25 protein-coding genes are annotated in these 24,949 nt (G+C 68.1%); 10 read left to right on the forward strand and 15 right to left on the reverse strand.

Features of this window, described 5'->3' with window-relative positions; genetic code table 11:
• Positions 1–2: 2 nt before the first annotated feature.
• The gene (fdxA, locus tag ACIGKQ_RS02270) at positions 3–332 is read right to left on the reverse strand and encodes a ferredoxin (RefSeq protein WP_235722448.1); all 330 of its coding nucleotides are present in this window, start codon (positions 330–332) and stop codon (positions 3–5) included.
• A 295-nt stretch (positions 333–627) separates the two neighbouring features.
• Here fdxA and ACIGKQ_RS02275 point away from each other — a divergent pair, with 295 nt between their 5' ends.
• Together ACIGKQ_RS02275 and ACIGKQ_RS02280 are read left to right on the forward strand one after the other, a co-directional pair.
• Positions 628–1,173 carry a cysteine dioxygenase gene (locus tag ACIGKQ_RS02275; RefSeq protein WP_396572122.1) on the forward strand — a complete coding sequence of 182 codons (546 nt, stop codon included), beginning with the start codon at positions 628–630 and terminating at the stop codon, positions 1,171–1,173.
• A 5-nt stretch (positions 1,174–1,178) separates the two neighbouring features.
• Positions 1,179–1,547 (forward strand): rhodanese-like domain-containing protein, encoded by a 369-nt coding sequence (locus ACIGKQ_RS02280; RefSeq protein ID WP_235722444.1) that lies wholly within the window; start codon positions 1,179–1,181, stop codon positions 1,545–1,547.
• A 52-nt stretch (positions 1,548–1,599) separates the two neighbouring features.
• Here ACIGKQ_RS02280 and cofG read toward each other — a convergent pair whose 3' ends face one another.
• The 7 genes from cofG to typA all read right to left on the reverse strand — a co-directional run bounded on the left by cofG (position 1,600) and on the right by typA (position 10,684).
• Complete coding sequence (gene cofG, locus ACIGKQ_RS02285) at positions 1,600–2,844, reverse strand: 7,8-didemethyl-8-hydroxy-5-deazariboflavin synthase CofG (RefSeq protein ID WP_235722442.1); 1,245 nt, start codon at positions 2,842–2,844, stop codon at positions 1,600–1,602.
• Positions 2,841–4,346, reverse strand: a complete 1,506-nt coding sequence (locus tag ACIGKQ_RS02290) for a flavin-containing monooxygenase (RefSeq protein ID WP_396572124.1) — start codon at positions 4,344–4,346, stop codon at positions 2,841–2,843. The genes cofG and ACIGKQ_RS02290 overlap by 4 nt, the downstream gene beginning before the upstream one ends.
• Entirely contained in the window at positions 4,343–5,464 is a 1,122-nt protein-coding gene (locus ACIGKQ_RS02295; protein WP_396572126.1) for an FO synthase, read from the reverse strand. The genes ACIGKQ_RS02290 and ACIGKQ_RS02295 overlap by 4 nt, the downstream gene beginning before the upstream one ends.
• Positions 5,465–5,530: 66 nt before the next feature.
• The gene (locus ACIGKQ_RS02300; protein WP_396572128.1) at positions 5,531–5,905 is read right to left on the reverse strand and encodes a facilitated glucose transporter; all 375 of its coding nucleotides are present in this window, start codon (positions 5,903–5,905) and stop codon (positions 5,531–5,533) included.
• Positions 5,905–6,801 carry an N-acetyl-1-D-myo-inositol-2-amino-2-deoxy-alpha-D-glucopyranoside deacetylase gene (gene mshB, locus ACIGKQ_RS02305; protein WP_235722435.1) on the reverse strand — a complete coding sequence of 299 codons (897 nt, stop codon included), beginning with the start codon at positions 6,799–6,801 and terminating at the stop codon, positions 5,905–5,907. Before mshB ends, ACIGKQ_RS02300 begins: the two co-directional genes overlap by 1 nt.
• Positions 6,798–8,729, reverse strand: coding sequence for an ABC transporter family substrate-binding protein (locus ACIGKQ_RS02310; protein WP_396572130.1), 1,932 nt, complete (start codon positions 8,727–8,729; stop codon positions 6,798–6,800). Before ACIGKQ_RS02310 ends, mshB begins: the two co-directional genes overlap by 4 nt.
• A 44-nt stretch (positions 8,730–8,773) precedes the next feature.
• Complete coding sequence (gene typA / locus ACIGKQ_RS02315) at positions 8,774–10,684, reverse strand: translational GTPase TypA (protein WP_235722433.1); 1,911 nt, start codon at positions 10,682–10,684, stop codon at positions 8,774–8,776.
• A 139-nt stretch (positions 10,685–10,823) separates the two neighbouring features.
• On the opposite strand from typA, the gene ACIGKQ_RS02320 reads away from it, so the two are divergent.
• Both ACIGKQ_RS02320 and ACIGKQ_RS02325 read left to right on the forward strand, forming a co-directional pair.
• On the forward strand, positions 10,824–11,000 hold the full coding sequence (locus tag ACIGKQ_RS02320) for a hypothetical protein (RefSeq protein WP_235722432.1): 177 nt from the start codon (positions 10,824–10,826) through the stop codon (positions 10,998–11,000).
• Positions 11,001–11,077: 77 nt separating this feature from the next.
• On the forward strand, positions 11,078–11,515 hold the full coding sequence (locus ACIGKQ_RS02325; protein ID WP_235722430.1) for a VOC family protein: 438 nt from the start codon (positions 11,078–11,080) through the stop codon (positions 11,513–11,515).
• Positions 11,516–11,538: 23 nt separating this feature from the next.
• Here ACIGKQ_RS02325 and ACIGKQ_RS02330 read toward each other — a convergent pair whose 3' ends face one another.
• From ACIGKQ_RS02330 to ACIGKQ_RS02345, 4 genes are read right to left on the reverse strand one after another with little or no spacing between them, the layout of a single operon-like run.
• Positions 11,539–11,943: a (deoxy)nucleoside triphosphate pyrophosphohydrolase gene (locus ACIGKQ_RS02330; protein WP_235722428.1), complete on the reverse strand. Its 405-nt coding sequence runs from the start codon at positions 11,941–11,943 to the stop codon at positions 11,539–11,541.
• Positions 11,940–12,956, reverse strand: a complete 1,017-nt coding sequence (locus ACIGKQ_RS02335) for an ABC transporter ATP-binding protein (RefSeq protein WP_396572132.1) — start codon at positions 12,954–12,956, stop codon at positions 11,940–11,942. The genes ACIGKQ_RS02330 and ACIGKQ_RS02335 overlap by 4 nt, the downstream gene beginning before the upstream one ends.
• A 17-nt stretch (positions 12,957–12,973) precedes the next feature.
• Positions 12,974–14,599 (reverse strand): iron ABC transporter permease, encoded by a 1,626-nt coding sequence (locus tag ACIGKQ_RS02340; RefSeq protein ID WP_235722777.1) that lies wholly within the window; start codon positions 14,597–14,599, stop codon positions 12,974–12,976.
• Positions 14,575–15,591 carry a thiamine ABC transporter substrate binding subunit gene (locus ACIGKQ_RS02345; RefSeq protein WP_396572134.1) on the reverse strand — a complete coding sequence of 339 codons (1,017 nt, stop codon included), beginning with the start codon at positions 15,589–15,591 and terminating at the stop codon, positions 14,575–14,577. The genes ACIGKQ_RS02340 and ACIGKQ_RS02345 overlap by 25 nt, the downstream gene beginning before the upstream one ends.
• A 382-nt stretch (positions 15,592–15,973) precedes the next feature.
• Here ACIGKQ_RS02345 and ACIGKQ_RS02350 point away from each other — a divergent pair, with 382 nt between their 5' ends.
• The 4 genes from ACIGKQ_RS02350 (at position 15,974) to ACIGKQ_RS02365 (ending at position 19,839) form a co-directional block, all read left to right on the forward strand.
• The gene (locus ACIGKQ_RS02350) at positions 15,974–16,750 is read left to right on the forward strand and encodes a hypothetical protein (protein ID WP_235722423.1); all 777 of its coding nucleotides are present in this window, start codon (positions 15,974–15,976) and stop codon (positions 16,748–16,750) included.
• A 299-nt stretch (positions 16,751–17,049) separates the two neighbouring features.
• A complete protein-coding gene (locus ACIGKQ_RS02355) occupies positions 17,050–17,886 on the forward strand; it encodes a hypothetical protein (RefSeq protein ID WP_372474967.1) in 837 nt (278 codons plus the stop codon).
• Positions 17,887–17,935: 49 nt separating this feature from the next.
• Positions 17,936–19,135 (forward strand): lipase family protein, encoded by a 1,200-nt coding sequence (locus ACIGKQ_RS02360; protein WP_396572137.1) that lies wholly within the window; start codon positions 17,936–17,938, stop codon positions 19,133–19,135.
• Positions 19,132–19,839, forward strand: a complete 708-nt coding sequence (locus ACIGKQ_RS02365) for a lysoplasmalogenase family protein (RefSeq protein WP_396572139.1) — start codon at positions 19,132–19,134, stop codon at positions 19,837–19,839. The genes ACIGKQ_RS02360 and ACIGKQ_RS02365 overlap by 4 nt, the downstream gene beginning before the upstream one ends.
• On the opposite strand, the gene ACIGKQ_RS02370 is transcribed toward ACIGKQ_RS02365, so the two are convergent.
• Together ACIGKQ_RS02370 and ACIGKQ_RS02375 are read right to left on the reverse strand one after the other, a co-directional pair.
• Positions 19,840–21,360 carry a sugar porter family MFS transporter gene (locus ACIGKQ_RS02370; protein ID WP_235722419.1) on the reverse strand — a complete coding sequence of 507 codons (1,521 nt, stop codon included), beginning with the start codon at positions 21,358–21,360 and terminating at the stop codon, positions 19,840–19,842.
• 121 nt (positions 21,361–21,481) lie between these two features.
• Positions 21,482–22,024, reverse strand: a complete 543-nt coding sequence (locus tag ACIGKQ_RS02375; protein WP_235722418.1) for a hypothetical protein — start codon at positions 22,022–22,024, stop codon at positions 21,482–21,484.
• Between the two features lie 34 nt (positions 22,025–22,058).
• On the opposite strand from ACIGKQ_RS02375, the gene ACIGKQ_RS02380 reads away from it, so the two are divergent.
• Both ACIGKQ_RS02380 and ACIGKQ_RS02385 read left to right on the forward strand, forming a co-directional pair.
• On the forward strand, positions 22,059–22,625 hold the full coding sequence (locus tag ACIGKQ_RS02380; protein ID WP_235722417.1) for an HhH-GPD-type base excision DNA repair protein: 567 nt from the start codon (positions 22,059–22,061) through the stop codon (positions 22,623–22,625).
• A gap of 64 nt (positions 22,626–22,689) precedes the next feature.
• Complete coding sequence (locus ACIGKQ_RS02385; protein WP_396572141.1) at positions 22,690–23,613, forward strand: hypothetical protein; 924 nt, start codon at positions 22,690–22,692, stop codon at positions 23,611–23,613.
• Here the strand turns inward: ACIGKQ_RS02385 and ACIGKQ_RS02390 are convergent.
• The gene (locus ACIGKQ_RS02390; RefSeq protein WP_235722415.1) at positions 23,580–24,932 is read right to left on the reverse strand and encodes a WS/DGAT domain-containing protein; all 1,353 of its coding nucleotides are present in this window, start codon (positions 24,930–24,932) and stop codon (positions 23,580–23,582) included. The two genes, ACIGKQ_RS02385 and ACIGKQ_RS02390, sit on opposite strands and share 34 nt — an antisense overlap.
• Between the last annotated feature and the right edge of the window lie 17 nt (positions 24,933–24,949).

Below are 24,949 nucleotides of genomic sequence, written 5' to 3' on the forward strand. Positions count from 1 at the left end.
GTTCATTCCTCTTCGTTCATCGGCGGTAGACCCTTGATGAACGCCGGGTCCGCCTCGGTCTTGCCGACCTTGCTCGCACCGCCCGGTGATCCCAGGTCGTCGAAGAAGTCGGCATTGGCGCTGACGTAGGGCTCCCACTCGTCGGGCACATCATCCTCGTAGAAGATCGCCTCGACCGGGCACACCGGCTCGCAGGCACCGCAGTCGACACACTCGTCGGGCTGGATGTAGAGCATCCGGCCACCTTCGTAGATGCAGTCCACCGGGCATTCCTCGACGCAGGCCTTGTCCAAGACATCGACACAAGGCTCCGCGATGATGTAGGTCACCACACTCTCCTTCGCTGCAAAACACTCGCGGCCCGGCAACGATCGCGGTCGCGGTGTCGTCGCCGGGGTCGGTGCGTGGGCTGAACGCACCGGATCACGGACCGCGCGGCGACCCCGAACGAACGGGCCACATACACATGAGTCCGTGTCCAAGAGTATCGGGCGGGCGTCCCCCTGTTCGACACCCGCCCCCGTTCCACGAGCTCAGACGTAATGCGGATCACATACTCTGTCGTCGTTGTGATCTGCGCGCGTCCAATCCTCGACGCCGTGGCCCGCCGACGCGACTCTGGTGCACGTGATCACACATGCCGACCCAGTGCGCACCCGAACCACCACGCTGCCGACGCGGCTGCGGCCCGCAGACCTGCGCCGGATCACCGATCAGGGTGTGGCCGACGTCCTCGACGGGGTCTACGACCACCTCCTCCCGCCACAGTGGGACGCCATCGAGCGCTGGGCGGCACGGTTGGAGACCACCGACGAGCTCGACCTGTGGTTGATCAGCTGGACCCCGGACCGTTCCACCGAACTGCACGACCACACGGGGTCGATCGGCGCCCTGACGGTGTTGTCCGGGGCGCTGCGGGAGTACCGATGGACCGGCCAGGACCTCGCCGTGCGGGTGCTCGCCGCGGGCGATCAGGCATCGTTCCCCCTGGGGTGGGTCCACGATGTGCAGCGCCATGACCCCGGCCAGACGGCCGGCACCGCCGGGGCCACCGAACCGACGCTGAGTGTGCACGCCTACTCCCCACCGCTGACGGCGATGTCCTTCTACGATGTCCTCGAGCCGGGCCGATTACGCCGGACCCGGACCGAGCTGACCGACCAACCGGAGTGATCGACGTGCCCACCATCGACGATCTGCTCGCCGCGGCGCGTCGCGGCCTGCACCGCATCGAGGCGGCCGATGTCGCGGCGGAGGTGGCGGCAGGCGCGGTCCTGGTCGACATCCGCCCGGCCGGCCAACGAGCCGCGGAAGGTGAAGCCGACGGCGCACTCGTCGTCGAACGCAACGTTCTGGAATGGCGCTGCGATCCGGCCAGTGACGCGCGCCTACCCGAAGCGGTCGATCACGACGTGCGCTGGATCATCCTGTGCTCGCAGGGCTACACCTCCAGCCTCGCCGCGGCATCGCTGCAGCAGCTCGGCTTGCACCGGGCCACCGATGTCATCGGTGGTCATCAGGCGCTGCGCGCACTCGACGGCGACTGAGCCCGCTCCTCCTCGGCGAGATGCCGGGTTCTTCTCGGCGGGAGGGCCGAGATCAGGCGACGGCCGGCCAGGGACGGCCCTGCGGGTGGACGTCGGCCGCCAGACCCGTCGACGGGTCGGCGATGGCGGCGACGTGCCCGGCCAGACCCGGATCGATCCACTCCGAACCGGCGAGCACGTACGGCGGCTGCGCGGTGATGCGTTCGCTGAGTATGTAGCCCGACTCCGCGGTGATCTCCGCGAGCGCGTCCAGGTTGGGCCAGGGGCGTTCGGGGTTGACGTGATCGGGCGTCAGCGGTGATACGCCACCCCAGTCGTCGACACCGGAGGCGATCAGCGCCGCACACTCCCGCGCCGACACCAGATTCGGCGGCGCCTGCACTCGCATCTGCGGTCCGAGCACCACACGGGCCACGGCCACCGCCGCCAGGAATTCGGTCATCTCGGCATCCGGGGTGCCGCGCATCGCCGTATCCGGCTTCGCGCGGAAGTTCTGCACGATGACCTCCTGGATGTGTCCGTGCGCCCGGTGGATGTCGCGGATCGCGATGATGGATTCGGCGCGCTCGGAGAGGGTTTCCCCGATCCCGACCAGGATGCCGGTGGTGAACGGGACGCGTTCGGCCCCTGCGTCGTGCAGTACCTGCAGCCGCACGCGCGGATCCTTGTCCGGACTGCCGTAGTGCGGCTGCCCCTTCTCGGTGAACAGCCGACGCGAGGTGGTCTCGAGCATCATGCCCATCGACGGCGCGACCGGGCGCAGCGCCCGCATCTCGGCCGCACTCATCACCCCCGGGTTCAGGTGCGGGAGCAGACCCGTCTCCTGCAATACGGCAACCGCTGCCGCCCGGACATAGTCGAGGGTGGAGTCATGCCCCCGCGCGGCGAGCCACTCACCCGCCTGCGACCAGCGATCCTCCGGGCGGTCACCGAGGGTGAACAGTGCTTCCTTGCACCCGAGCGCGGCACCGTTGCGGGCGATCTCGAGTACCTCGTCGATCTCGAGGTACATGCCCTGCCCGGCGCGGGCGAGTTTGCCGGGGACGGTGACGAAGGTGCAATAGTGGCATCGATCCCGACACAGCCGGGTGAGAGGGACGAACACCTTTCGGGAATAGGTGATTTGCCGGTCGCGTCCGGCCCCGGCGAGGCCGTCGTCACGCAGCCGCGAGGCGATCTCCTGCAGTGCGATCAAGTCGTCACCGGAGCAGGCGAGCAACGCGGCGGCCTGAGTCTCATCGAGGTCGGCGCCGCAACGGGCGGCGTCGAGTGCATCGGCGATCGTCTCGTCTGTCACGGGTATCGACCTCCTTCGTCGACGGGTCGGGATTCGATCTCATAGGGCGTCGGATCGAAGGTGCCGTTGCGTTCGCGGAACGACACCGCGGTGCCGGGCCACAACAGGGTCAGCCGACCGCTTCTGGGATCCACGTACCAACTGTTGCATCCGGTCAACCACACCGTCGAGGCGCTGCGCTCGTCGATCTCCCGGGTGTAGGCCTCTTCGGCCGCCGCGGTCACCTCGATGGCGTCGATGGCGTTGCGCGCCATGTGATCCAGAGCGCCCACCACATAATCCAACTGCGTCTCGATCATGTAGATGGCCGAATTGTGTCCCAGGGCAGCATTCGGACCGTCGAGGACGAACATGTTCGGGAAACCGTGGACCGCCGTGGAGGCGAATGACACCATGCCCGCCGACCAGTGGTCGTCCAGGACCTCCCCGTGGCGGCCCCGCACCCGTACCGCGGCAGGTAGCCGGGTGGCCTCGAAACCGGTCGCCATCACCAGCACATCGAGGTCGTAGGTCTGTCCACTGACCGCGCGCGCCTTGCACTCGACGACCGAGTCGAGCGCGCTCGGTTCGAACACCACATTCGGCCGTTGCAGCGCCGGGTAGAAATCATCGCTGAGCAGGATGCGTTTGCAGCCGATCTCGTAGTCCGGGGTCAGCGCCGCGCGCAGGCCCGGGGCGGCGACCTGCCGGCGGAGATGACTCGAGGCGCGCTCGCGGATGGCATCGATGTCGGGCCGCAACCCCAGGCGCTGCCGGAAGGCCCGGTCGGCGTCGGCGAGCATGTCCTGCCGGACTGCCTGCGCACGTTCAGGCACCGCGAGTTCGGCTCGTTCCTCGACGGTGAACCGGCGATCGTCACGCGGCACGACATACGGTGGTGTGCGGGAGAACACGACGAGCTCCTCGGCGTCCGCAGCGAGGTGCGGAATCACCTGAACCGCGGAGGCACCGGTACCCACGACCCCGATCCGCTCGCCTCCGGCGAGCAGGTCGTCACGCCATTGCGCTGTGTGAACGACTGTGCCGGTAAAGGATTCGAGTCCGTCGATGTCGGGTATGTGCGGTTCAGACAGTCGCCCGACGGCCATCACCAACACCCGCGCGCACACGGCACCCGCGCTGGTCTCGATCTCCCAACGAGATTCGGCGTCCGACCATCGCGCATCGCGGAGTTCACAGCCGAGCCGGATGTGCGGTGTCAGCCCCTCGTCAACAACCGTCTGTTCGAGATAGCGGCGGATCTCGGCACCCTGCGGATACAGCGTCGCCCAGTCCCACGGAGGCCGGAAGGAGAAGGAGTACAGATGTGCCGGGATGTCGCAGGCGATGCCGGGATAGGTGTTGTCCCGCCAGGTGCCGCCCACGCCACCGGCCCGTTCGAGGACGACGAACGAGTCTCGTCCGCGCCGCGCCAATTGCGTGGCCATGCCGATGCCGGCGAATCCGGCACCGACGATGGCCACGTCGATCACCAGCGGCTCGGCAGTAGACGTCCTGCTCACCGACGAACCTGGGGTATCGGTGTCAATCGCTGCGCCGGCGGATCCGCATAGCCGGTGGTTCGCTGGCGAGGATTGCGTCCCAGCCGTGCGCCGAGGTCGGCGATCGCGTCGACGCCCAGTACCCGTCCGGCCTCCTGGCCGGCGTCCGGCATCAGGTCGCCGTCGATGAGCAGGCCCCCGATGTCGTCGGCTCCGCCGCCCAGCAACGCCTCGGTGGTGTCGGCGTCGTGTTTGGTCCAGGCGACCTGAATGTGGTCGAAGGTGCCCAGGGTGAGCAGCCGGGCCACCGCATGCACGGCTCGGGTCTCGCGCCGGGTGACCGGCGTGGTGGCCACCTCCCGCAGATGCGGTGGGGCGTTCTCGGGCAGCAGTGGCATCAAGATGAGCTCACTGAACCCTCGCGTGCGGCGTTGCATCTCGCACAGCGCACGCAGATGGTCGAGCTGATGCTGCGGGGTCTCCACGTGTCCATACAGCATCGTCGCCGTCGAGAACATTCCCACCTGGTGGGCCGCCTCGATGGTCGACACCCACTCGGCCACAGGTGGGGCGGCGCCACCGGCAAGATGCGCACGGACGTCGCCGTCGAGAATCTGGGCGGCCGTGCCGGGCACGGAGCCGAGTCCGGCCGCGTGTGCACGGCGCAGGAACTCGGTCACCGACACCCCCATCCGAGTGGCGGCGTCGCGCACCTCGGGCGGGCGGAAGGCGTGCAGATGCATTTGCGGGGCCGCCGCGTGAATGGTGTCGACCAGGCGCAGGTACCCGTCGGTGGGAGCGTCGACGGACAGCGGTCCCTGCAGGCAGATCTCGGTGGCACCCAATTCCCATGCCTCGACGACCAGATCGCTGACATCGGGAACGTCGGGCCGACCCGAGCCGACGACCGAGGTGTCGAGGTTGCGGTTGACGACGAAGGTGAGCTCGTCTCCGGTGATCGTCCGGCGGGCGTCGTCGGCCAGCGCGCAGAGCTCGTCGAGTTCGGCGCCGGAGGCACCGAGCAACGCTAGCCACTCGTCGTCGCCGAGCGACGACGGATCGTCGGCGACGTGACGCACAGCTGCCCGGACGGCCTGCACAGTGGCGTGCGCGTCCCGAGCCCACTCCCGCAGGACCATTCCCTCACTCTAACCGCACCCGGCGAACCGGCCTCGACGCCCCGACGGGCCCGGGACCGGCGCTGCTCAGCGGTCGTCGGGATCGGGCAACCGCCGGGTCCAGGCAAGCAGAAAGGGCACGCCTGCGCCAATGGCGAGCAGACCGAGGGTGGGCAGCACCAACGTTCCGTCCGGCACCAGCACGAGATCGCCGCCCGGGCCGGGCAGCGCGCCGGCGACCAGCACCAGCAACCAGGCCAGCAGCGGGAGGAAACGCAACGGTCCGTCGGTGATGGCCGCAGCCAGCCAGAGCAACACCGCGTTGACGATCCCGGCGAGCACCGCCGCCACCGGGATCGCGATGCCGCCGAAACGCAGGTAGACGAACGCCACCGACAACACACCGACGACGATGCCGTTCACCACCAGCAAGGCCAGCAATGCGCGGTCGACGGGACGCATCAGTCGATCCCGGCGAACAGGTCGGTCTCCCGTCGCCCCGGCTCGGGCCGGTGGCGCGCGGAGATCAGCACGAAGTGCTCCCGGTCGAAGACGGGCTGCAAGATGTTGTTGGACAGCGCGTATTCGGATCCGGACGGCGCCACGGTCACCTGAGTCGCATGTGCGCGCAATCCGGCAACCTTGCGATCGACGACGTCGCCGACGTCGATCTCGGTGGTGATGGTGTGGTCGGGGTGGCTGGGCAACTCGTCGGCTGCCGGTAGTCGCCAGCCGTTCGGCACCCGGCCTGCCGCCGCCGACAACCCGGAACGCAGCGCGGAGCGTTCGGTGATCGACTCGTAGACCTTCACCGGCTCGGGCAGCGACCCGCCGGCCATCCGAGCATGCACCCGTGGCAGGGCCGCCACGGTCGACGCGTGGACCAGTTTGTGGTCGGGGTGGCCGTAGGTGCCCGCGTTGTCGTAGGTGACGACGACCTGCGGTGCAAACGACACGATCTCGTCGACGAGGGTGTCGACGAGATCGTCGAACCCGGCCCGGACCAACGCGCGCGGATGCTGCGCAGACGGTGCGCCGTCCATGCCGGAGTCCCGCCAATGCCCCGCTCCGCCGAGAAATCTCGGCCGCAGCGCCGGTCGCCCAGCCGGACTCAGCGCGGCCAGCGCGCTGCTCAGTTCCGCAATTCGGTATCCGCCCAGTTGATCGGCTCCACCGTCGGCGGCCAGCTGCGCCCATTCGTCGCCGATGACCTCGCCCTCTTCACCGAGGGTGAAGGTCAGCACGCGCACGTCGACGCCCTCGGCGAGGTAACGGGCGATGGTGCCGCCGGTCATGATCGTCTCGTCGTCGGGATGCGCGTGCAGCAGCAGCAAACGCCGCGAGGTGTCGGTGGTCATCGTTGCTCCCAGGCGACCGTGTCGCCGAAGATGGCGACCTGGATCGGTCCGGACAGCGGAACCCCGACGACCTGGTCGGTGAGGCCGACGAACATGCTGTCCTGATACAGCGGCACATAAACCGACTGTGCGGCGAGCAACGGCTCGGCCTCGGTGAGCAGTGGGATCGGGTTCGGCGCGGACAGCGCTTCGCGGGCCAGACCGATGAGCTGCGGATCGCAGATCCCGGAGACATTACTCGCATAGCTGTCGTCGGCCGCGCCCTCGCGACCCGGCGACACACTGGCCGGTGTAGGCGGCGTCGACAGTGACGGCGCGGTCCCCGGCTTGGGTTGATCGCAGTCGACCTGGGAGGCCAGCGATGCCGCGGCCGGCACGCCGAGGCCCTGCCAGCCCACCACGAGATCGACACGCGCGTTGGTCAGCGCGACACCGTAGAGCTCACTGTTGGGCAGCGCGAGCACCGTTGCCCGGACGCCTTGGCCGCGCAACTGGTCGACGATGTTGGCCGCCGCCGAGGTGGATCGTGGATCCCCGCTGATGGCGCCCACCCGGATCACCAGGTCGTCGCCGTCCTTGCGGTATGGGGCGATTCCGGCCGGTAGCGGCTCCACCTCGGTGCCACCGTCGGACGCGCTGGGGCCGTCGGAACCCGACTCGGCGGGCGATGCGGGCGCGCTCGACGCACCCATCGAGGCCGACGGAGCACCGGAAGGATTAGTGGTCTCCTCGTCGGGCGCTGCCCGTTGGTAACCCTCGTCGGCGAGCAGACCGGCGATCTCATCGGCCGTCGGCCGGACACGATCCACCGGGAAGTATCCGGGATCGGTGGGTGCGAAAACGGTGTTGGCGAACGGCGTGACGATGTCGTCCCCGGCACCGGCCAGGGTCACCAGATCCGGGTCGATCATTCCCAGCACGGCACGCCGTATCGGTAGTGCACGCATCGTCGAGGTGCGGGCGTTGACGCTGATCGACAGAGCCCGCGACGTGGGGCTGCGGCGGGTCATCAGACCGGGAACGGCCGACAGTTCGGCGGTGGTCGCCGGGCTGGTCCGCACCGCGGCGATCGCCGAGTCGCCCGTCCGCACCGACTCGACCATCTGCGATGCGGTGCCGGCACGTCGCAGCACCACCTGATCGAGACTGGGCGGTTCCATCCAGTATCGGTCGTTGCGAGCCAACCGCACCTCGTCGCGGGTCTGGTCGATGGAGACGATCGCAAACGGGCCCGCCGACACCGGTTTCCCGCTGTCCATACCGGTCTGGAAACCGGCCGGAGCACCCCGCAACACGTGACTGGGCAGCAGATCGGTGAACAATTGCCGCCACGCCGGATAGGGCTGGGCGAAGGTCACCTGCACCTCTTTACCGCCTGCGCGCGACTGCACGGAGTCGATGAGCCGGTATCCCGCGGGCGCCACCACATTGGGCTGGCGCGACATCTGTTGCCAGAGATACGAGAAATCGTCACCGGTGACCGGCAGCCCGTCCGACCACTGGGCATCGGTGTGGATCTGATAGGTCACGGTGAACGGGTCACGTGAGGTGACCTCGGCCGAGGTGATCAACGCCTCCTGGCGTTGCCACACCACTCCCTCCGGCGTTGCGACCGGCCGGAATGCGCTCGGCAGGGTCATCGCCGCGACCGCGGTGGTGACAGTGCCCTGATCGGCACCGATGTGCGGGTTGAAGCCGCCACCGACCGAATCGGTCGCGACATAGACCGTCTTCTCGGTCGGGTACTCGGTCGGAGTGGGCGGTGGAGCGGTTTCTCGCACCGGCGGCGGCGGGTTGGACATACACGCCGTCGCCAGCAGCGCGAGAGCGCCGAGTAGTGCCAGCAGCCGGACCCTGCGTCCACCGGAAACCGACTGTCTCACGCGGCCCGCTCCCGCCTGCCAACGACTCACCGACAACACCCCCACAAGCTCGTCACGGCGCGAATCGACGCCGGGCGCACACGCGCCGGCTATCCGGCCGCCTGGTCACGCGACTTCGCCCGCGAGCGCTCGCGGGCGCGCGTCGAGGAGTCGAGATGCACCTTACGCACCCGCACGACCTCGGGCGTCACCTCGACACACTCATCGGCGGCGCAGAACTCCATCGCGCCCTCGAGGTCGAGTTGCATCGGCTTGGCGAGGGTCTCCATCACGTCGGCCGACGACTGGCGCATGTTGGTCAGCTTCTTCTCGCGCGTGACATTGATGTCGAGATCCTCGGCACGCGGATTGATCCCGACGACCATGCCCTCGTAGGTGTCGGCACCCGGCTCGACGAAGAAGGTGCCGCGGTCGGCGAGCTGGATCATCGCGAACGGGGTGACGCTGCCGGTGCGGTCACTGACCAGCGATCCGGTGTGGCGTGCGCGGATCTCGCCGGCCCACGCGTCGTATCCGTCGAACACGGCGTTGGCGATGCCGGTTCCCCGGGTCTCGGTGAGGAAGTCGGTGCGGAACCCGATCAGGCCTCGCGAGGGCACGATGAACTCCATCCGGACCCAGCCGGTGCCGTGATTGTTCATGTGCTCCATGCGGCCCTTGCGGGCGGCAAGCAATTGGGTGACCGCACCGAGGTACTCCTCGGGGACGTCGACGGTCAGGTGCTCGAACGGCTCCTGCACCTTGCCGTCGACCTTGCGGGTCACCACCTGAGGTTTGCCAACGGTGAGTTCGAAGCCCTCGCGTCGCATCTGCTCGACCAGGATGGCCAGTGCAAGCTCGCCGCGGCCCTGGACCTCCCAGGCGTCGGGACGGCCGATGTCGAGCACCCGCAGCGACACGTTGCCCACGAGTTCGGAGTCCAGGCGCGACTTCACCATCCGGGCGGTCAGTTTGTGGCCCGACACCCGGCCGGCGAGCGGCGAGGAGTTGGTGCCGATGGTCACCGAGATCGCCGGCTCGTCGACGGTGATCCGCGGTAGCGGCTCCGGGTTGTCGAGGTCGGCGAGGGTGTCACCGATCATGATCTCCGGCATACCGGCCACCGCGACGATGTCACCGGCCACGGCCGATTCGGCCGGGGCGCGGTCCACGCCGACGGTGGCCAGCAGCTCCGTGATCTTCGCCTTCTCGACGACCGGCTCCCCGTCCACTTCACGACACCACGAGATCTGCTGGCCCTTGCGCAGGGTGCCGTTGTGGATACGGACCAGGGCGAGGCGACCGAGGAACGCCGACGCGTCGAGGTTGGTCACATGCGCCTGCAACGGCGCATCGGGGTCGCCCTTGGGCGCGGGAACGTGCTCGAGGAGCACATCGAAGAACGGGTCGAGATTCTCCCCCGACGGCACCTCGCCGTCGGCGGGCTGCTCGGTGCTGGCGACGCCGGCGCGGCCGGAGGCATAGAGCACGGGGAGCTCGAGTGCGAGCTCGGCCGCGGCAGCGGCCTCGTCGTCCAGGTCGGAGGCGAGGTCGAGCAGCAGATCCTGACTCTCGTCGACGACCTCCTGGATGCGCGCGTCCGGGCGGTCGGTCTTGTTCACCACCAGGATCACCGGCAGCGATGCGGCGAGTGCTTTGCGCATCACGAACCGGGTCTGCGGCAGCGGACCCTCGGAGGCATCGACGAGCAGCACCACACCATCGACCATCGACAGGCCGCGTTCGACCTCGCCACCGAAGTCGGCGTGGCCGGGCGTGTCGATGACGTTGATGACGACCTCGGTGCCGTCGGGCTGGCGACGATGGACCGCGGTGTTCTTCGCGAGAATGGTGATGCCCTTCTCGCGTTCGAGGTCACCCGAGTCCATCACGCGGTCGACGAGTTCGGCGCGCTCGCCGAAGACCCCCGACTGGCGCAGCATCGCGTCGACCAGCGTGGTCTTGCCGTGGTCGACGTGCGCGACGATCGCGACGTTGCGGAAGTTGTGGACAGCGCTCACTGAGCTCTCTTTCACTGCGATGGGGACCGGTCGATCACCGGTGGACAAGTCAACGCGTACAGGGTATCGGGCGACAAGCTGAGATCGCGATCACATCTCCGGGTCGGCCGATAAGTTAGGGCATGCTAATGTCCGGCGCATGGGCAAGGTCCACCCGGCGGACATCGCCGAGCTGAAGCCGAAGAAGAAATGCTGCCGCAAGTCCACCAGGTGCGTACGGTGCCCGGTGGTGGTCCATCGGATGCGCAAACTCGACGGTGCGCAGATGACGAAGAAGCAGCTCACCAAGGCCCTTAAGCGGGCGCGCGCGGCCTGAGGGTGTGCGAGGGCCCTTCGTGTCGCTCGCAAGCTCGCGCCTCAGGGACCAACGGGAGACGCTCGTAGGATCCGGGCATGGGCATCAAACTCGAGAACGTCGCCATCGCCGTACGTGACCTCGACGCGGCCATCGCATTCTTCACCGACCTCGGACTCGAGGTGCTCGGTCGCGACACGGTCAGCGGCGAATGGACCGACACGGCCGTCGGCCTCGACGGCAACCACGCCAGGATCGCCATGTTGCAGACACCCGACGGCCTGGGGCGTCTCGAACTCTTCGAATACATCCACCCCGACGCGATCGAGACCGCACCCACGCGTCCGAACGAGATCGGTATGCACCGCGTCGCGTTCTCGGTCGATGACCTCGACGAAGCACTGCAGATCGCCGCTCGCCACGGGTGCCACCCGCTGCGCGGCGTGGGGACCTATGGGGACAGCTATCGGCTCACTTACGTGCGGGGGCCCAGCGGCATCATCGTGATGCTGGCCGAGGAGCTGAACCGCGGGTGAGCCTGGCCCGCATCGATGTCATCTCACCCGCCGAGGTCGCCGAGCAGTTCGGGCACCCACACGTTGTCGGCGGGTACCAGTCGACCCGAGTCGTGCATCAGTCGCAGGCCCGGCGCATCCACCCAACGCAGCGCCTCGTGTTCGGCGGGGTGCGGGGTGCCGCACTCGATGCGCGCCCGCAGGGCGACCAGCGTGAGATCGCCGGTCAAGGCGACCGATTCGCGCAGCGCCGCGCCCACCGCGATCGTCACCCCGAGCTCCTCACGCAGTTCTCGACGCAGCGCGTCCGCGGGGCTCTCCCCCGCCTCGACCTTGCCGCCCGGTAGCTCCCAGAGGCCCGCCAGGTCGGGTGGATAGCGCCGCTGCGCCAGCAGTAATCGATCACGGTCCAGGACCGCCCCGGCCACCACGATCCGGTGTCCGGTCATTCGCCGATCACCGCGACCCGCTCTTCGACCAGCTCGAGGGCGGCCCGGTCGCCCACGCCGAGTCGATCCGAGGTGATGGCATCGAGTTCGATGTGGCCCACCTGCACCCGCAGCCGGCGACCGGCCGGCAGATCGGCTACGGCCGCGACTACGCCGGACGACGGGCTCTCCCCGACGACACCGACGGCACGCACGGACTCGGGCCGTAGCCCCAACGACGCGTGTCCGTCCGGGAGATCGAGGGTGGCCTCCCCCAGCGAGGTCACCGCTCGTCCGTCGGTGACCTCGGCGGCCAGCACGGTGGTCACGCCGAGGAACCGGGCCGTCCACTCGTCCTTCGGGCTCAGCCACAGCTCAGCCGGCGCGGCGGTCTGCACCAACGCGCCACTGCGCATCACCGAGATCGAGTCGGCCATCAGCGCGGCCTCGGTGTGATCGTGGGTGACCACGATCGTCGGGGTCGCGGTGCTCGTGACGATGTCTCTGATCTCGGTGGCCAACCGGTCACGCAGCAACCGGTCGAGCGCGGCGAGTGGCTCGTCGAGCAACAACAGCCGCGGGCGGGGTGCCAGCGCCCGGGCCAGCGCGACACGTTGCGCCTGGCCCCCGGAGAGCTCCTCCACGCGACGCTCCCCGAACCCGCTGAGACGGACCAGTTCGAGCATCTCCTCAACTCGCACCCGGATTGCTGGACGGGGCCATCGACGCATCCGCAACCCGTAGGCGATGTTGGCGGCCACACTGCGCCCGCCGAAGAGCTGCCCATCCTGGAACACCACCCCGAAGTCACGCCGATGCGCCGGAGTGTCGGCCAGGTCCTGGCCATCGAACATGATCCGCCCCGTTGTCAGGGGCTCCAGTCCGGCGATGGCCCGGATGAGCGTGGACTTGCCACACCCCGAGGGACCCAGCAATGCGGTCACCACCGATCCGCCGGTGCCCGTCGACCAGGTGAGTTCGTCGATCACCGTGGTCGATCCGTACCGCACTGCCACATTGTCGAGTTCCAGCATGTCAGCGATCCACCATCTCAGAGCAGCGCCCCCTGGCGCGGCCGCAGCGCCTCCACGATCGTCACCGCCAGGGTCGTCACGGCGACCAGTACCACGGACGCTGCCATGGCGGTGGCCAGGTTCTCCGCGCCGGGTCGGTTCAGGGCGGACCCGATCAGCACCGGCAGCGTGGTGGTGTCGGCGCGCGCCAGGAAACTCGTCGCACCGAACTCCCCGAGCGCCATCACGAAGGCGAACCCGCCGGCCGCGCCCAGAGACCGTCCGATCATCGGCAGGTCGACGGTCCAGAACACCCGCAGCGGTGACGCGCCGAGCGTCATCGCGGCCTGCCGCAGTCGCCACGACACCGATTCGAGCGCGGGCACCGCCACCCGTACCACCACCGGGATGGCGATCAGTGCCTGAACGCACGGGATGACCAGTGGCGATGCGGCCACCTCCCGGGGCAACGCCGCGAGCACGATCAAATAGCCGAATCCCAGTGTCACCGCGCTGATTCCGAGCGGAATGGTAGTAATGACGCCCCCCGCTGCCGCCCAGGCCCCGGTGGATCGATGCATCGCGATGGCGGCGAGGAGACCGACCACCAGCGCGATCACCATCGCGAGCGCGGCCGTGACCAACGAGTAGCGCAGCGATTCCAGCGGGGTGACGCCGTTGACCGATTCGTTGAGCGCGCGGTAGCCGGCCAGCGTCCAGGTCCCGTCGGCTCCGGGGCGTACCGAACGCACCACCAGGACCGCCAGCGGCGCGACCAGGACCACCGCGACCCACGCCAGAGCGGCGGACACCGGCAACCACTGCCTGCCCCGAGGCCGTACCCGGGTCTCGGCCGCAGCGGTGGGACCCGAACCGCCGGGCTCGGTGAACAGCCGGGTCAGCAGCAGCGCGGCCACCACCACGACGATCTGCAGCATCGACAGGGTCACCGCTTCCGGAATGCGGAAGTAACTGACGGCCTGGGTGTAGATCTCGGTCTCCAGAGTGCGAATCTCCCCGTTGCCCAGGATGATGATCACCCCAAAGCTCGTGGAACAGAACAGGAAGACCAGCGCAGCGGCAGCGCCGACCGCCGGGAGCAGGCGTGGGAGGGTCACGTCGACGAAAGCGCGCGCCCGGTAAGCGCCGAGCGTCTGGGCGACCTGGGCGAGCCGGGGGTCCACCGACCGCCACGCCGCCCCGACCACCCGTGCGATCACCGCGACGTTCAGGAAGGCGTGGGCGAGCAGGATCGGCCAGAGTCCCGACGAGATGTCAGCGAAGGCCAGCGGGCCATCGAGCAAAGCCCGGAACGCGACCCCGACGACGACCGTCGGCAACACGAAGGGCACCGTCACCACGACCGTCAGCAACAGCGAGCCGGGGATGTCGATACGGGCGATCAGCCACACCATCGGCGCAGCGACCACCAGCGCCAGCACGGTGGACGCGGCAGCCTGAAACAGGGTGAAGCCCAACAGGTCCACGGCGTTGGTGCGACGCAGCAAGGCACCGATACCCTCGCCCGAACGCACCTCGACCGCGCGTCGCACGAGCGCACCGAGCGGCCACAGGAAGAACACCAGGATGAAAGCCGCGGGCACCAACCTCAGCGCGAACACGCCCAGACGCCGGCCCGTCACCGCCCGACGGCGTCGCGCCATTCCTGCAGCCACGCCTCCCGATTCTGCGCGACGTAGGCAGGTGGGAGGCTGACAGTCCAGGACGGCACCGGGGCCCGCTGGACCCATCCGTCGGGCAGCGGTGTCCCCTTCTGCACCGGATAGACATACATCGATGACGGCAGGGCCTCCTGCACCGTCGGCGAGAGCATGAAGTCGACCAGTTTTCGCGCGCCGGTGAGATTGTCGGTCCCTTTGAGGATTCCGACGTATTCGACCTGCCGCCAGCAGCTGTCGAGGAGCGCCGAGGTCCCCGGGGTGGCGGCCGGCGACGATGCGTAGGACAGCACGATGGGTTTGTCGCCTTGCGCCTCACCGGCGGAGAACAGCTGGTTATAGGCGATCTCCCAACCGGAGACCACGGTCGCACCGCCTGCGGTCACCGTCTTCCAGTAATCCTGCCATCCCTGCGGAAACACCCCGATGGTGGTCAGCAGGAATGCGAGTCCGGGCGACGAGGTACCGGGATCGAGCAAGGCGGCCTGCGACGCGTATTTCGGGTCACGCAGGTCACGCAGACTCGTCGGCGGTTCCTCACCGCGTGAGGCATACCAGTCGTCGTCGACGTTGAGGCAGACATCGCCACGGTCCACCGCGGTCAGTTCGTTGTCGGAATCGGGCAGCGCGTAATCGGCGGCGCCGCCGGCCGCCATCGGCGACTGGTAGGGCTCGAGCGCACCCGCCTCGATCGGACGCGAGGCAAAGGTGTTGTCGATGCCGAACACCGCATCCGCTTTGGGCGATCCGGGGGTCAGCGACACGGTCGAGGCGAGCTGGCCGGCATCTCCGGATTTGACCACCTTCAGGGTCAATCCGGTCTCCTGGCGGAAGGTGTCGAACACCGAATCCGGCAGGGTGAACGAATCGTGTGTCAGCAACGTGACCTCGGCGCCGGGCTCCGCGTCGTCGGCGCATCCGGCCACCACGGTCGCACCGGTCAGCACCGCTGCCACTGCGGCGACTGCCCTGGTCACGTATCTGCGTCTGTGGACACCGATCACGATGAACGGCCACCTCTCTCGTCGTCTGGCCACTGCTCGATCTAACCAGTAACTCCACGACTACACGACCGTTGCCACAGCGAACCCCATCAGTAACAATTGCATCAACAACACCATTGGTCACATTCTTTGGCGTTAGGCTCCCTGGACGGTGCCCGTCGTCGGCGGGTGCATAGAATGACGCGCGACGCGATCTGCGTCGTCCGTCACTGACCGCGGAGTGCAGGCCACAACCGGCCCGCACCGACGACCGATTGGACCGGAAACAGTGCGTTTGCCTGCACTCCTGAGCCCGCGCTCCTCCCGCACCCGTAGCCACGCCGGCCGCCCGGCACGCCGGATCACGGTTGCGGCGATGAGCCTCGTCGCGGCGACCTCGCTGGCCGTACCCGCCGTCGCCGATGCAGCGCCGGCACCCGCACAGCCCAAGGTCGATCAGCGCGTCCTCGACTCGCTCGGCGCCTTCGCCCCCGCCATCATCGGCGCTGTCGCCACCAAGGGGCCGGACGGCAAGATCAGCCCGCAGCTTCTCGACCAGGCCAAAGCCCTCGCGGCCGCCCCCGGTCTGCCGCCGAAGGTCAAAGAGATCTGGCAGGACGTGATCGACTTCCTCGGCGAGCCGGGACGGGTGGCAGCGCAGCGACATCTGGCCGCGGAACGCAAACCCGGCGAGCCCGAGATCCCACAGGGACCCAATGCACCGAAGATCCAGGAATTTCTTTATCCGACGCTGGGATTCGGCTGCATGGAGGGCAACGGCAGTCCCGACGGCGGCAACTCGCTGGGCCGGGCGTTGGTCACCGCCGGTCCGCAGGATGCGCCCGCGCCGGGACCCAAGCGCGGTGAGGCCGGTTACGTCTACACCAGTCTCGGCACCGGCCCGGCCATCAACAACCCCGATCGCAAGCTGTGGGTGACCTGGCTCAACATCGACAACGGCCGAACCGGCCAGCAGCCGCTCAAGCGCAACCCGAAGATCAATGTGACCGACGGCCCGGGCACCTTCACCGGGATCGCCAAGACCGGCAGGGGTCGGATCGTGTCGACGATCTACGGTGACGTCACCACCAAGAGCGACGGACGCATCAACAGCTGCACCATCGTGCCGACGATCGGCCTCGCCATCATCTGACCCACGGGCGGCGACACATATAGTCACCGACCCCGACCATTCGACACCCCCGGGACTCACGTCCTCGGGGGTGTCGTCGTAGTGCCCAACGGACCATGTGATCACCGCCACACGTCCACCACCTGCGGGTTCGATCCGCTCCGCCAGATGATCGCCCCATGATCGCGACCATGTCACAGGTCGGACTCACGACTTGCTCCGTCGCCGTCAATCGTGCTCTCTTTTAACTTGAGCAACATCTGTCACATTCGTAACACCGCCGGTGAGACCCGGCGGCGTGCATCGTTGAAGGAGAGAACATGGTGGGCAGCGACATGGTGGGAGCCGGCGCGCGGACACGCCGCCGTCGTCGCCCGTACCGTCTGCGAGCGGGTGCGCTCGGCGTTGCCGTCGCAGCTGCTGCCGGACTGTGTGTACCGGCTCTGGCGACCCCCGCAGCAGCCGCGCCACTGGTAGAGCCGAATTCCCTGACGCTGCCCGACATCCCTTTCGACAGTGAACTCGCGGCGGCCGTGCGGTTGCTGAAGGATGCCGGGGTCGACCGGATGGCACTCGACGCCGCGCAGGCCATCATGACCAGTGTCGGCCAGCTCTCCAGCGACCAGATCGCCGTCCGCGGTGCCGCGACACCGGTAGCCGACTCCGACCCCATGGCGCTGCTGCGCACCCTCGGCATACAGCCACTCACCCCGTCGGTGGCGCCGTTCTGCACCACTCCCACCGACGACAACCCGCTGGGGCTGGTCACCGCCGGCGCCGGCGCGGTCCCAGGGCCATGGCCCCTGGCATCCGAACCCCTGACCCCGCTCGAGGAACTGTTCGGGATCACCCTGCCAAAGCTGAACCTCGTCGATGACGGTCAGACCGCGTATGCCTTTGTCCCGGCATCGGCCGGCACAACCGACGCCAAGATGCAGATCGCCTGGTTCAACGTGGCCACCCTGCAGGGCGGATTCGCCGATCTCGAGCCGATCAGCGACGCACCGATCCTCAAGGCGCTGCCACTGCTGTCCGGGGTCCGCCTGGCACCGGTGCAGACCGGCAACGGCACCGTCTTGTCGGCCGTCTACGGAACCGCCGACCATGCCGGGCGCACCTGCTACTTCCTACCCGCCGTGGGCATAGTCGAGGCCTGACGGGCCCTTCGGACGATCACACCCCTTGACAACGAGAAGCCGCCACATCATGTCCTCGCCTCACCCCCGCCGCGCCATCCGCCGACGGAGATCCACTCGCAGCGCCCGCACCGCACTGCCCATCGCGGCCGCCGCCCTCCTGCTGGGTGCGACGTCGGTCTTCACCCCGACGACCGCCGCGGGTGCGCCCGGCGCCACCCCGGCCGCGGGAGCCGCCGGGTCGGTGTTCGCCAACCGGGACCTGCCCAAACACCGACTGACGTCGACTGCCGGTTCCGGAGCCGCGTTCACCTACTGGAGCACCGGCACCGACCGGGAACCACGGTTGTCCACCGGTTCGGTGGAGGTGCCGGCCGGAAAAGCACCAGCGGGCGGCTGGCCGATCCTGGTGTGGGCGCACGGCAGCCGCGGCATCGCCGACCGGTGTGCGCCGTCAGCGCAACCGACCCGCGCCGACAGCGACGAGATCGCACGCTGGCTCGACCGCGGATACGCCGTGGTGACCCCGGACTACGCCGGATTGGGCACGCAGGGCACACCGGAGTACTTCGACACAGACACCACCTCGCGCAACATCGTCGATGCCGTCCGGGCCAGTCGCGATGTCGCCGAGAACCTCGGTCGCCGTTGGGTTGTAGTCGGTGAGGGCCAGGGCGCCGCCGCGGCCATCGAGCTCGCACGCACCGCCACCCGCATGCAGGGACCGAAGCTGGATTATCGCGGGTCGGCCGTGTCGTCCATCCCGGTCGAGTTCGACACACTGATCGGCGGCCTCGGACCCGAAACCGGCACCATGCCCAGTGGTGTCGAGTCCGCCGTGCTGTTCACCCTCAGCGCGATCCGCAACGCCCGTGAATCGGTCGATCTCGATGCGTTCCTGACCGACTCCGGTAGGCACTGGCTCGATCGCGCTGCTGCGGTCTGCGCCGACGACCTGACCGCGGAGTTCTCCGGCACCACCCTCGGATCGCTGTTCCCCCAGCCGTTGTCGGGCAATGGCCAGCTGCTCGATGTCGTCTCCCGCACCCACATGATCCCGATCAAGGGATTCACCCGGCCGGTGATGATGACGCAGAGTCTGTTCGACCAGGATGTCGTCGTGCCACTGTCGCTGCGGTATCTCAACGACGCACAGCACGCCGACCGCCGGGTGACCGCACGCACGTATCTCGCGGTCAACCAACAACAGTCCGAAGCGTTGTCCGACAACGACATGCGATGGTTCGTCGCGCGCGTGGCCGGTCGGTGAGGGCCTCCCAACCGCGTCTCACTCGGCGGCCGGACGGGCGCGCCCTCACCTATCTGGCGCTGGCCACCGCCGCCACGGTGGCCGGCGCAGCGCACCGGCGTCGGCCTGCAGCGCTCACCAAACCGCTTCCCCTGCTGTTTCTCGGGGTCGACGTCGCTCGGCACGCGGGCACTCGGTCGGGAACCGACAATGCGCTACTCGCCGGGGCGGTGGCCTTCTCCGCCGCCGGCGATCGCGCCATGTTGCTCGAGGAGTTCGCCGACGAACCGGCCGACAAGGATCGACGGCTGCAGCTCGGTGCCTCACTGTTCGCGGGCGCGCAGTTGTGCCTGACGGCAGCGATGATGCGGCGCGGCGCACGGCCATCTGGACGGGGGCTCCTCGCCCGCACCGCTGTCCTCGCCGAATCCGCGACCGTCCTCGCGGTGCACCGTCCGCGGCTGCTGCCGATACTCGGCGGTTACGGCAACTCCCTGGCGCTGATGTCGGCCACCGCCGCCGGTATGCGCCCGTCTCGATCGGCGATGCGTACCGGGGGTCTGCTCTTTCTCGCCTCGGACCTGACGATCATCAACCGACGTCACCTCATCAACAATCCGCGCCTCGCGGCAGCCGGTGAGGCCTGGGTGCTCGCAAGCTATTTCGCCGCACAGTGGCTGCTGTTGACCGGCCTCGGCTCCGAGCCGGACAACGACGACGACTGATCAGCGACCGCCGCCCTTGGCCGACCGGATCGCCTCGAGTTGGGACAGGCGCGATGCGGCAGCCGCGTCCATGTCCTCGAGCTCCATCCCCTTGGTCTCCTCCACCTTGGACCGCACGAAGAAGAACGACGCCGCTGCGCAGAAGGCGAAGAACCCGTAGATCCACCCCAGGCCAAGGGTCTTGCTCATCTCCGGGAACAGCATCGAGATCGTGAAGTTGGCCAACCAGTTGGCGGCGGTGCACACACCGAGTGCGACTCCGCGGATGCTGTTGGGGAACATCTCACCCAGCATCACCCACATGACCGGTCCCCAGGTGGCGGCGAAGAAGATCACGAACACGTTGGCCCCGACCAGCGCGACCGGGCCCCACGGGTCCGGCAGGGCAAGACAATCGGCGTTGGTGTTGCCCGGCGTACAGGTCGTGTCACCCACGGTGCCGGAGTCGAGATAGGACGCCTGGGTGAATGCGATACAGGCCATGACGAGGCCGATGAACATACCGATCGAGCCGCTGAGCAACAGTTTGCGGCGACCGATGCGATCGACGAACAGGATCGCCACGAACGTCATCCCGACGTTGATGGCGGCGGTGATCACCGATGTCACGAATGCCTCGTCGGTGCTGAAGCCGACCGACTGCCACAGCGTGGTCGAGTAGTAGAAGATCGCATTGATACCGACGAACTGCTGGAAGATCGCCAGCCAAATACCCACCCAGAGAAGCGGATGCAGACCGAACGACGGACCGCGGATGTCCTTCAGCGACGTCCGCGCCTCCCGTTTGACGGTTATCCGGATCTCCTTGACCCGGTCGAGCGGATTGGGCTCGCCGGTCACCTCCTGGAGGATTCGCGCGGCCTCTTCGTCGCGGTGCCGCCCGACGAGGTAGCGCGGGGACTCCGGAATCATCAGTGCCAGCAGGCCATAGATGGCGGCCGGGACGACGCCGACGAGGAACATCCAGCGCCACGCCTCCAGGCCCCACCAGAGGTCGTTCTCCGGGCCTCCGGCGGCGTTTTGCAGCAACGTGTCCGACAGCAGCGCCGCGAAGATGCCGAGTGTGATCGCGAGTTGCTGCAGCGATCCGAGGGCGCCGCGGTAGCGCGCGGGTGCGATCTCGGCGATGTAGGCCGGCGCGATCACCGAGGCGATGCCGATGCCGATGCCGCCCAGGACGCGCCACAGCAACAGGTCCGGAACCGTCTGGGTGTATGCGGTACCGATCGAGTTGATGATGAACAGCGCCGATCCCAGCAGCATGACGCGCTTGCGTCCCCACACGTCGGCGAGCCGACCTGCGAACCAGGCGCCGAGGGCACAACCGAGCAATGCGATGGCCACGGCGAAACCGGTCAGCAGTTCGGCCATGCCGAAGGTGTCCTCGATGGACTCCACCGCTCCGTTGACGACCGAACTGTCGAAACCGAACAGGAACCCGCCGACTGCCGCGGCGACCGTGACACCGATGACCTTCGCGGTATGTTGCTCAGCGGCCTCGGGGTTGTGCGACTGCGCCATTTGCCGTGTCCTCACCATCGAATTCCGCCACCTCGAGGCGGAGTGCGATTGTCAGGCTACTAGTCCGAGCCCGCGGCGCCGGGGCATTTACGCGCACTATTTGGTATCGAAATCCGTTCTCTCAGGCCGTGGCGCGGCCCGCGCAGGTCGACGTGGTCGCGCCGACCATCGGCACGAATGCCATCACACCGATCTTCTGCCGGATGGTGAATGCGACCGGCCCCGGACCCGGGTGGAGATCGACCTGCCAGGTGACCGTGCGCGCACGGGTCGGCACGGTGACCGTCCCGCTGCGGCCGCTGGCGAGGTTGCGCCAGGACACCCGGACCTCGATGGTGTAGTCGAGGATTGCCGGCTGTGCCCGGTTCGACGCGATCAGCGAGATCGCCGGTCCGGGCAGACCATCGGCCGGAAACGGGATCTGGTTGAACACATCGACGTGAATGGGGATGGTCGGGCCCGGCAGTGGGTTCGCGCTGTCGCAGCGCAGGGTGGTCACGAGATTGGGATCGGTGTATTCGGGAATCGCCCGCGCGGCTCCCGCTCCGTTGGTGATCACCCCGCCGACCACCGCGGCCACGGCGAGCACCGCAGCAGCGAAGCGGCGGGTTCGCCCACGCTGTGCACAACCCCTGCTGCCCGGCCCCCTGCGCACAATCCCCATGAGGCCAGAGTCTAGGGCCAACTACGATGACCCCATGGCGAATCTCCAGATTGCGCAGGACCCGGCCGCCGATGCCCTGCTGTCCACCGACGCCTTCGCGCTGCTGACCGGGATGTTGCTCGATCAACAGTTCCCGATGGAACGCGCCTTCGCCGGGCCGGCCAAGATCCGCGATCGGTTCGGCACCATGGAGCCCGATGCGATCGCGGCCGCCGACCCGGAGTCCTTCGCCGATCTGTGTGCGACCCCACCGGCGATCCACCGCTACGGCCGGTCGATGGCCGGTCGCGTCCAGGCCCTAGCACAGGTCGTCGTCGACGAATACGGCTCAGACACCGAACGCATCTGGACCGAGGCGTCCTCGGGCGCCGACCTGTTCGACCGCATCCGCGCCCTGCCCGGTTTCGGCGATCAGAAGGCGAAGATCTTCACCGCTCTGCTGGCCAAGCAGCTCGGCGTGAAACCGACCGGCTGGACCAAGGTCGTCGGTGACTACGGCAAGGCCGGTTTCCGATCGGTGGCCGACGTCACCGATCCGGTGTCGCTGCAGAAGGTCCGCGATTTCAAGAAGGCAGCCAAGGCCGCAGCCAAGAAGGGCTGAATCGGCGCGCCGGATCTGCCAAGCCCCCTCCCGCCAGAACCTGACATCACATAATGTCAGGGTCATGGTTGAGAACAACGGCGGTTCGCCCGGCGTCATCGAGTTGCCGTTCCGACTCGGCTTTGCCGTGACCGGCGTGGTACTGACCGCCGCTGAATCCGCTGTCACCATCGCCCGACTGACCGCCAACAGCGTCCAGCACGAGGTCAACACGGCGCTGGGGATGTCCGGCGATGAACTGGGCAGCTCACGGACACCGATCGCGCTGCTCAACCAACTCGCCGAACTTCTCGGGCCGGACCGGCCGTTCGGACGGATCCTCGCCGCGGGCGGCCCCCTGGAACGACTGTTGAACCCCGACGGTGTGATCGACCGACTGACCGCCCCCGATGGGTTACTCGAGAAGCTCACCGCCAAGGGCGGTCTGTTGGAGCAGATGACCGAGGAGGGCGGCATCCTGGTCCGGCTGACCGCCAAGGACGGACCGCTCGACCGACTCACCCGGCCCGGCGGTGTGGTCGATCAGTTCACCGAGAACGAGGGCATCCTCGAACGGCTGACATCGCAGGGCGGCATCGTCGACAAGCTGACCGCGCCGGACGGAGTGATGGAGAAAGTGACCGCCGACGGTGGGGTGCTCGACCGGATGGCCGCCGACGGCGGCCTGCTCGATCAACTGGTCGGCGAGAACGGCGCGGTCGAACGCGCGATCGCGCCCGAGGGTCCGCTGGACCGGATCACCGAACTCACTGAAGTGATCGGTCAGCTCGCCCCCAACCTGCTGGCCATGCAGGACACCGTGCACGAGTTGGCGCAGACCGTCGATCTGCTCAATCAGACCGTCGCACCCCTCGGTGGGCTGGCCGACCGCCTGCCGAAGCGATTGACGCGCGGTTCACGAGGTTCGACACCACACGGCGATCCGGCGATCACCGACGGATCAGAGCGCAACGGCTACTCGCGCGGCGGCGAACCCGACGAGTCCTGACCAGCGCGGCCACCGCCGACCTGGGTCAGCGCCTCGTCGAGCAGGCCCATGTACCCGTCGACGTCGGGCATGATCTCCGGACTGGTCGTGACCGAGATGGCCACCGTGTCACCGATCCCGTGCACGCCGTGGGTGAGTCCCTGCGCCGGGGACAGTGCCGGGAAGCCGGTGGTGAACTGAACCCGTCCACCACCGAGCGCGAGGTCGTCGGCGCCGCGGTAGACCGAGGACACCACGGTCACCCCGGTGACCCGATCCGGTCGGCGATCGACGTCGAAATGCCTGACACCCCAGTGGGTCAGTATCGACGGCACCGCATCGTCGGCGCGCCGCTGCGCGATCCGCGCGGGTTCATCGTCGGCGTCGCGGGCGAGAGCGATCTCGGCGGCGATCGCCGTCGACCGTCGGACGGGGTCCGCGATCTCGAGGTGCAGGTCGACACCGACGTTGCGGAAGTTGTTGCGCGCAGCCGTCGGCCGGCTGCGGCCGACGGTCAGTTCGGCCCCGATGCCACCTCGGGGCATCCCGAGATGACGCGCGAGGGCGATCGAGATCACCGTCAGGGCACCGACGGTGACGGTGTGCTCACGCGGGAGTGCATCCCGATCGACAACGATCACCCGCAGGCTCCGTCGGTCGCCGGGTGGACGGTTCAGCACGGTCGGCGGGTATCCGGCCGTCCCGGTAGGCCGGCGACGACGAGCCGCCCGGTAGGCGCACCCGCCACGCCAGATCATCCGGCCGAGTCGCACAGGCAGCAGCACACCACCGATCGCGGCGGCCGCCCCGGCGGCGACCGCAGGCGGCATACCGTCGGTATGGCTCGTCGCGTTCGGACGAAAAACATCGGGAGCGAACAACTTTCGCGCGATGTCGGCCGCACGTCTGCCATCGCCGAGCGCGTGACAGATCTGCAGGACCACCACCACACCGCGCCCACGCGGCGTGGTCACCGGCCCCAAGAGGTGGGCACGCCAGGCATGCCTCGTCGGTGACAGTTGAGCCGACATCAGGGTCGCGATCCGGTCCAGACACTCCGGCCAGGACGTGACGTCGCGATGGAGTCGCACCTGGGAGTCGTCCACGCCGCAGGTCACCCACAACGGGCGATCCAGTACCGCCGGAACATCGCGCACGCGCCGGGTCAGATCCGCCACATCACGCGATCGCCGGCGCAGCTCGTCGGCCCACCGGTCGAGCGGGACACCCTGGTCGGCAAAGGAATACACCAGGAACTGATCGTTGGGGATCGCCTCGGACATCCAGTAGGTCCGAGCGTCGGCCGGTGCCATCCGCTGCATGCCCGCACGGTAGCTCATCGGCGTGCAGCTTCACG

It is taken from the genome of Gordonia sp. NPDC062954 (assembly GCF_044543825.1).
GTDB classification, from domain to species: domain Bacteria; phylum Actinomycetota; class Actinomycetes; order Mycobacteriales; family Mycobacteriaceae; genus Gordonia; species Gordonia tangerina.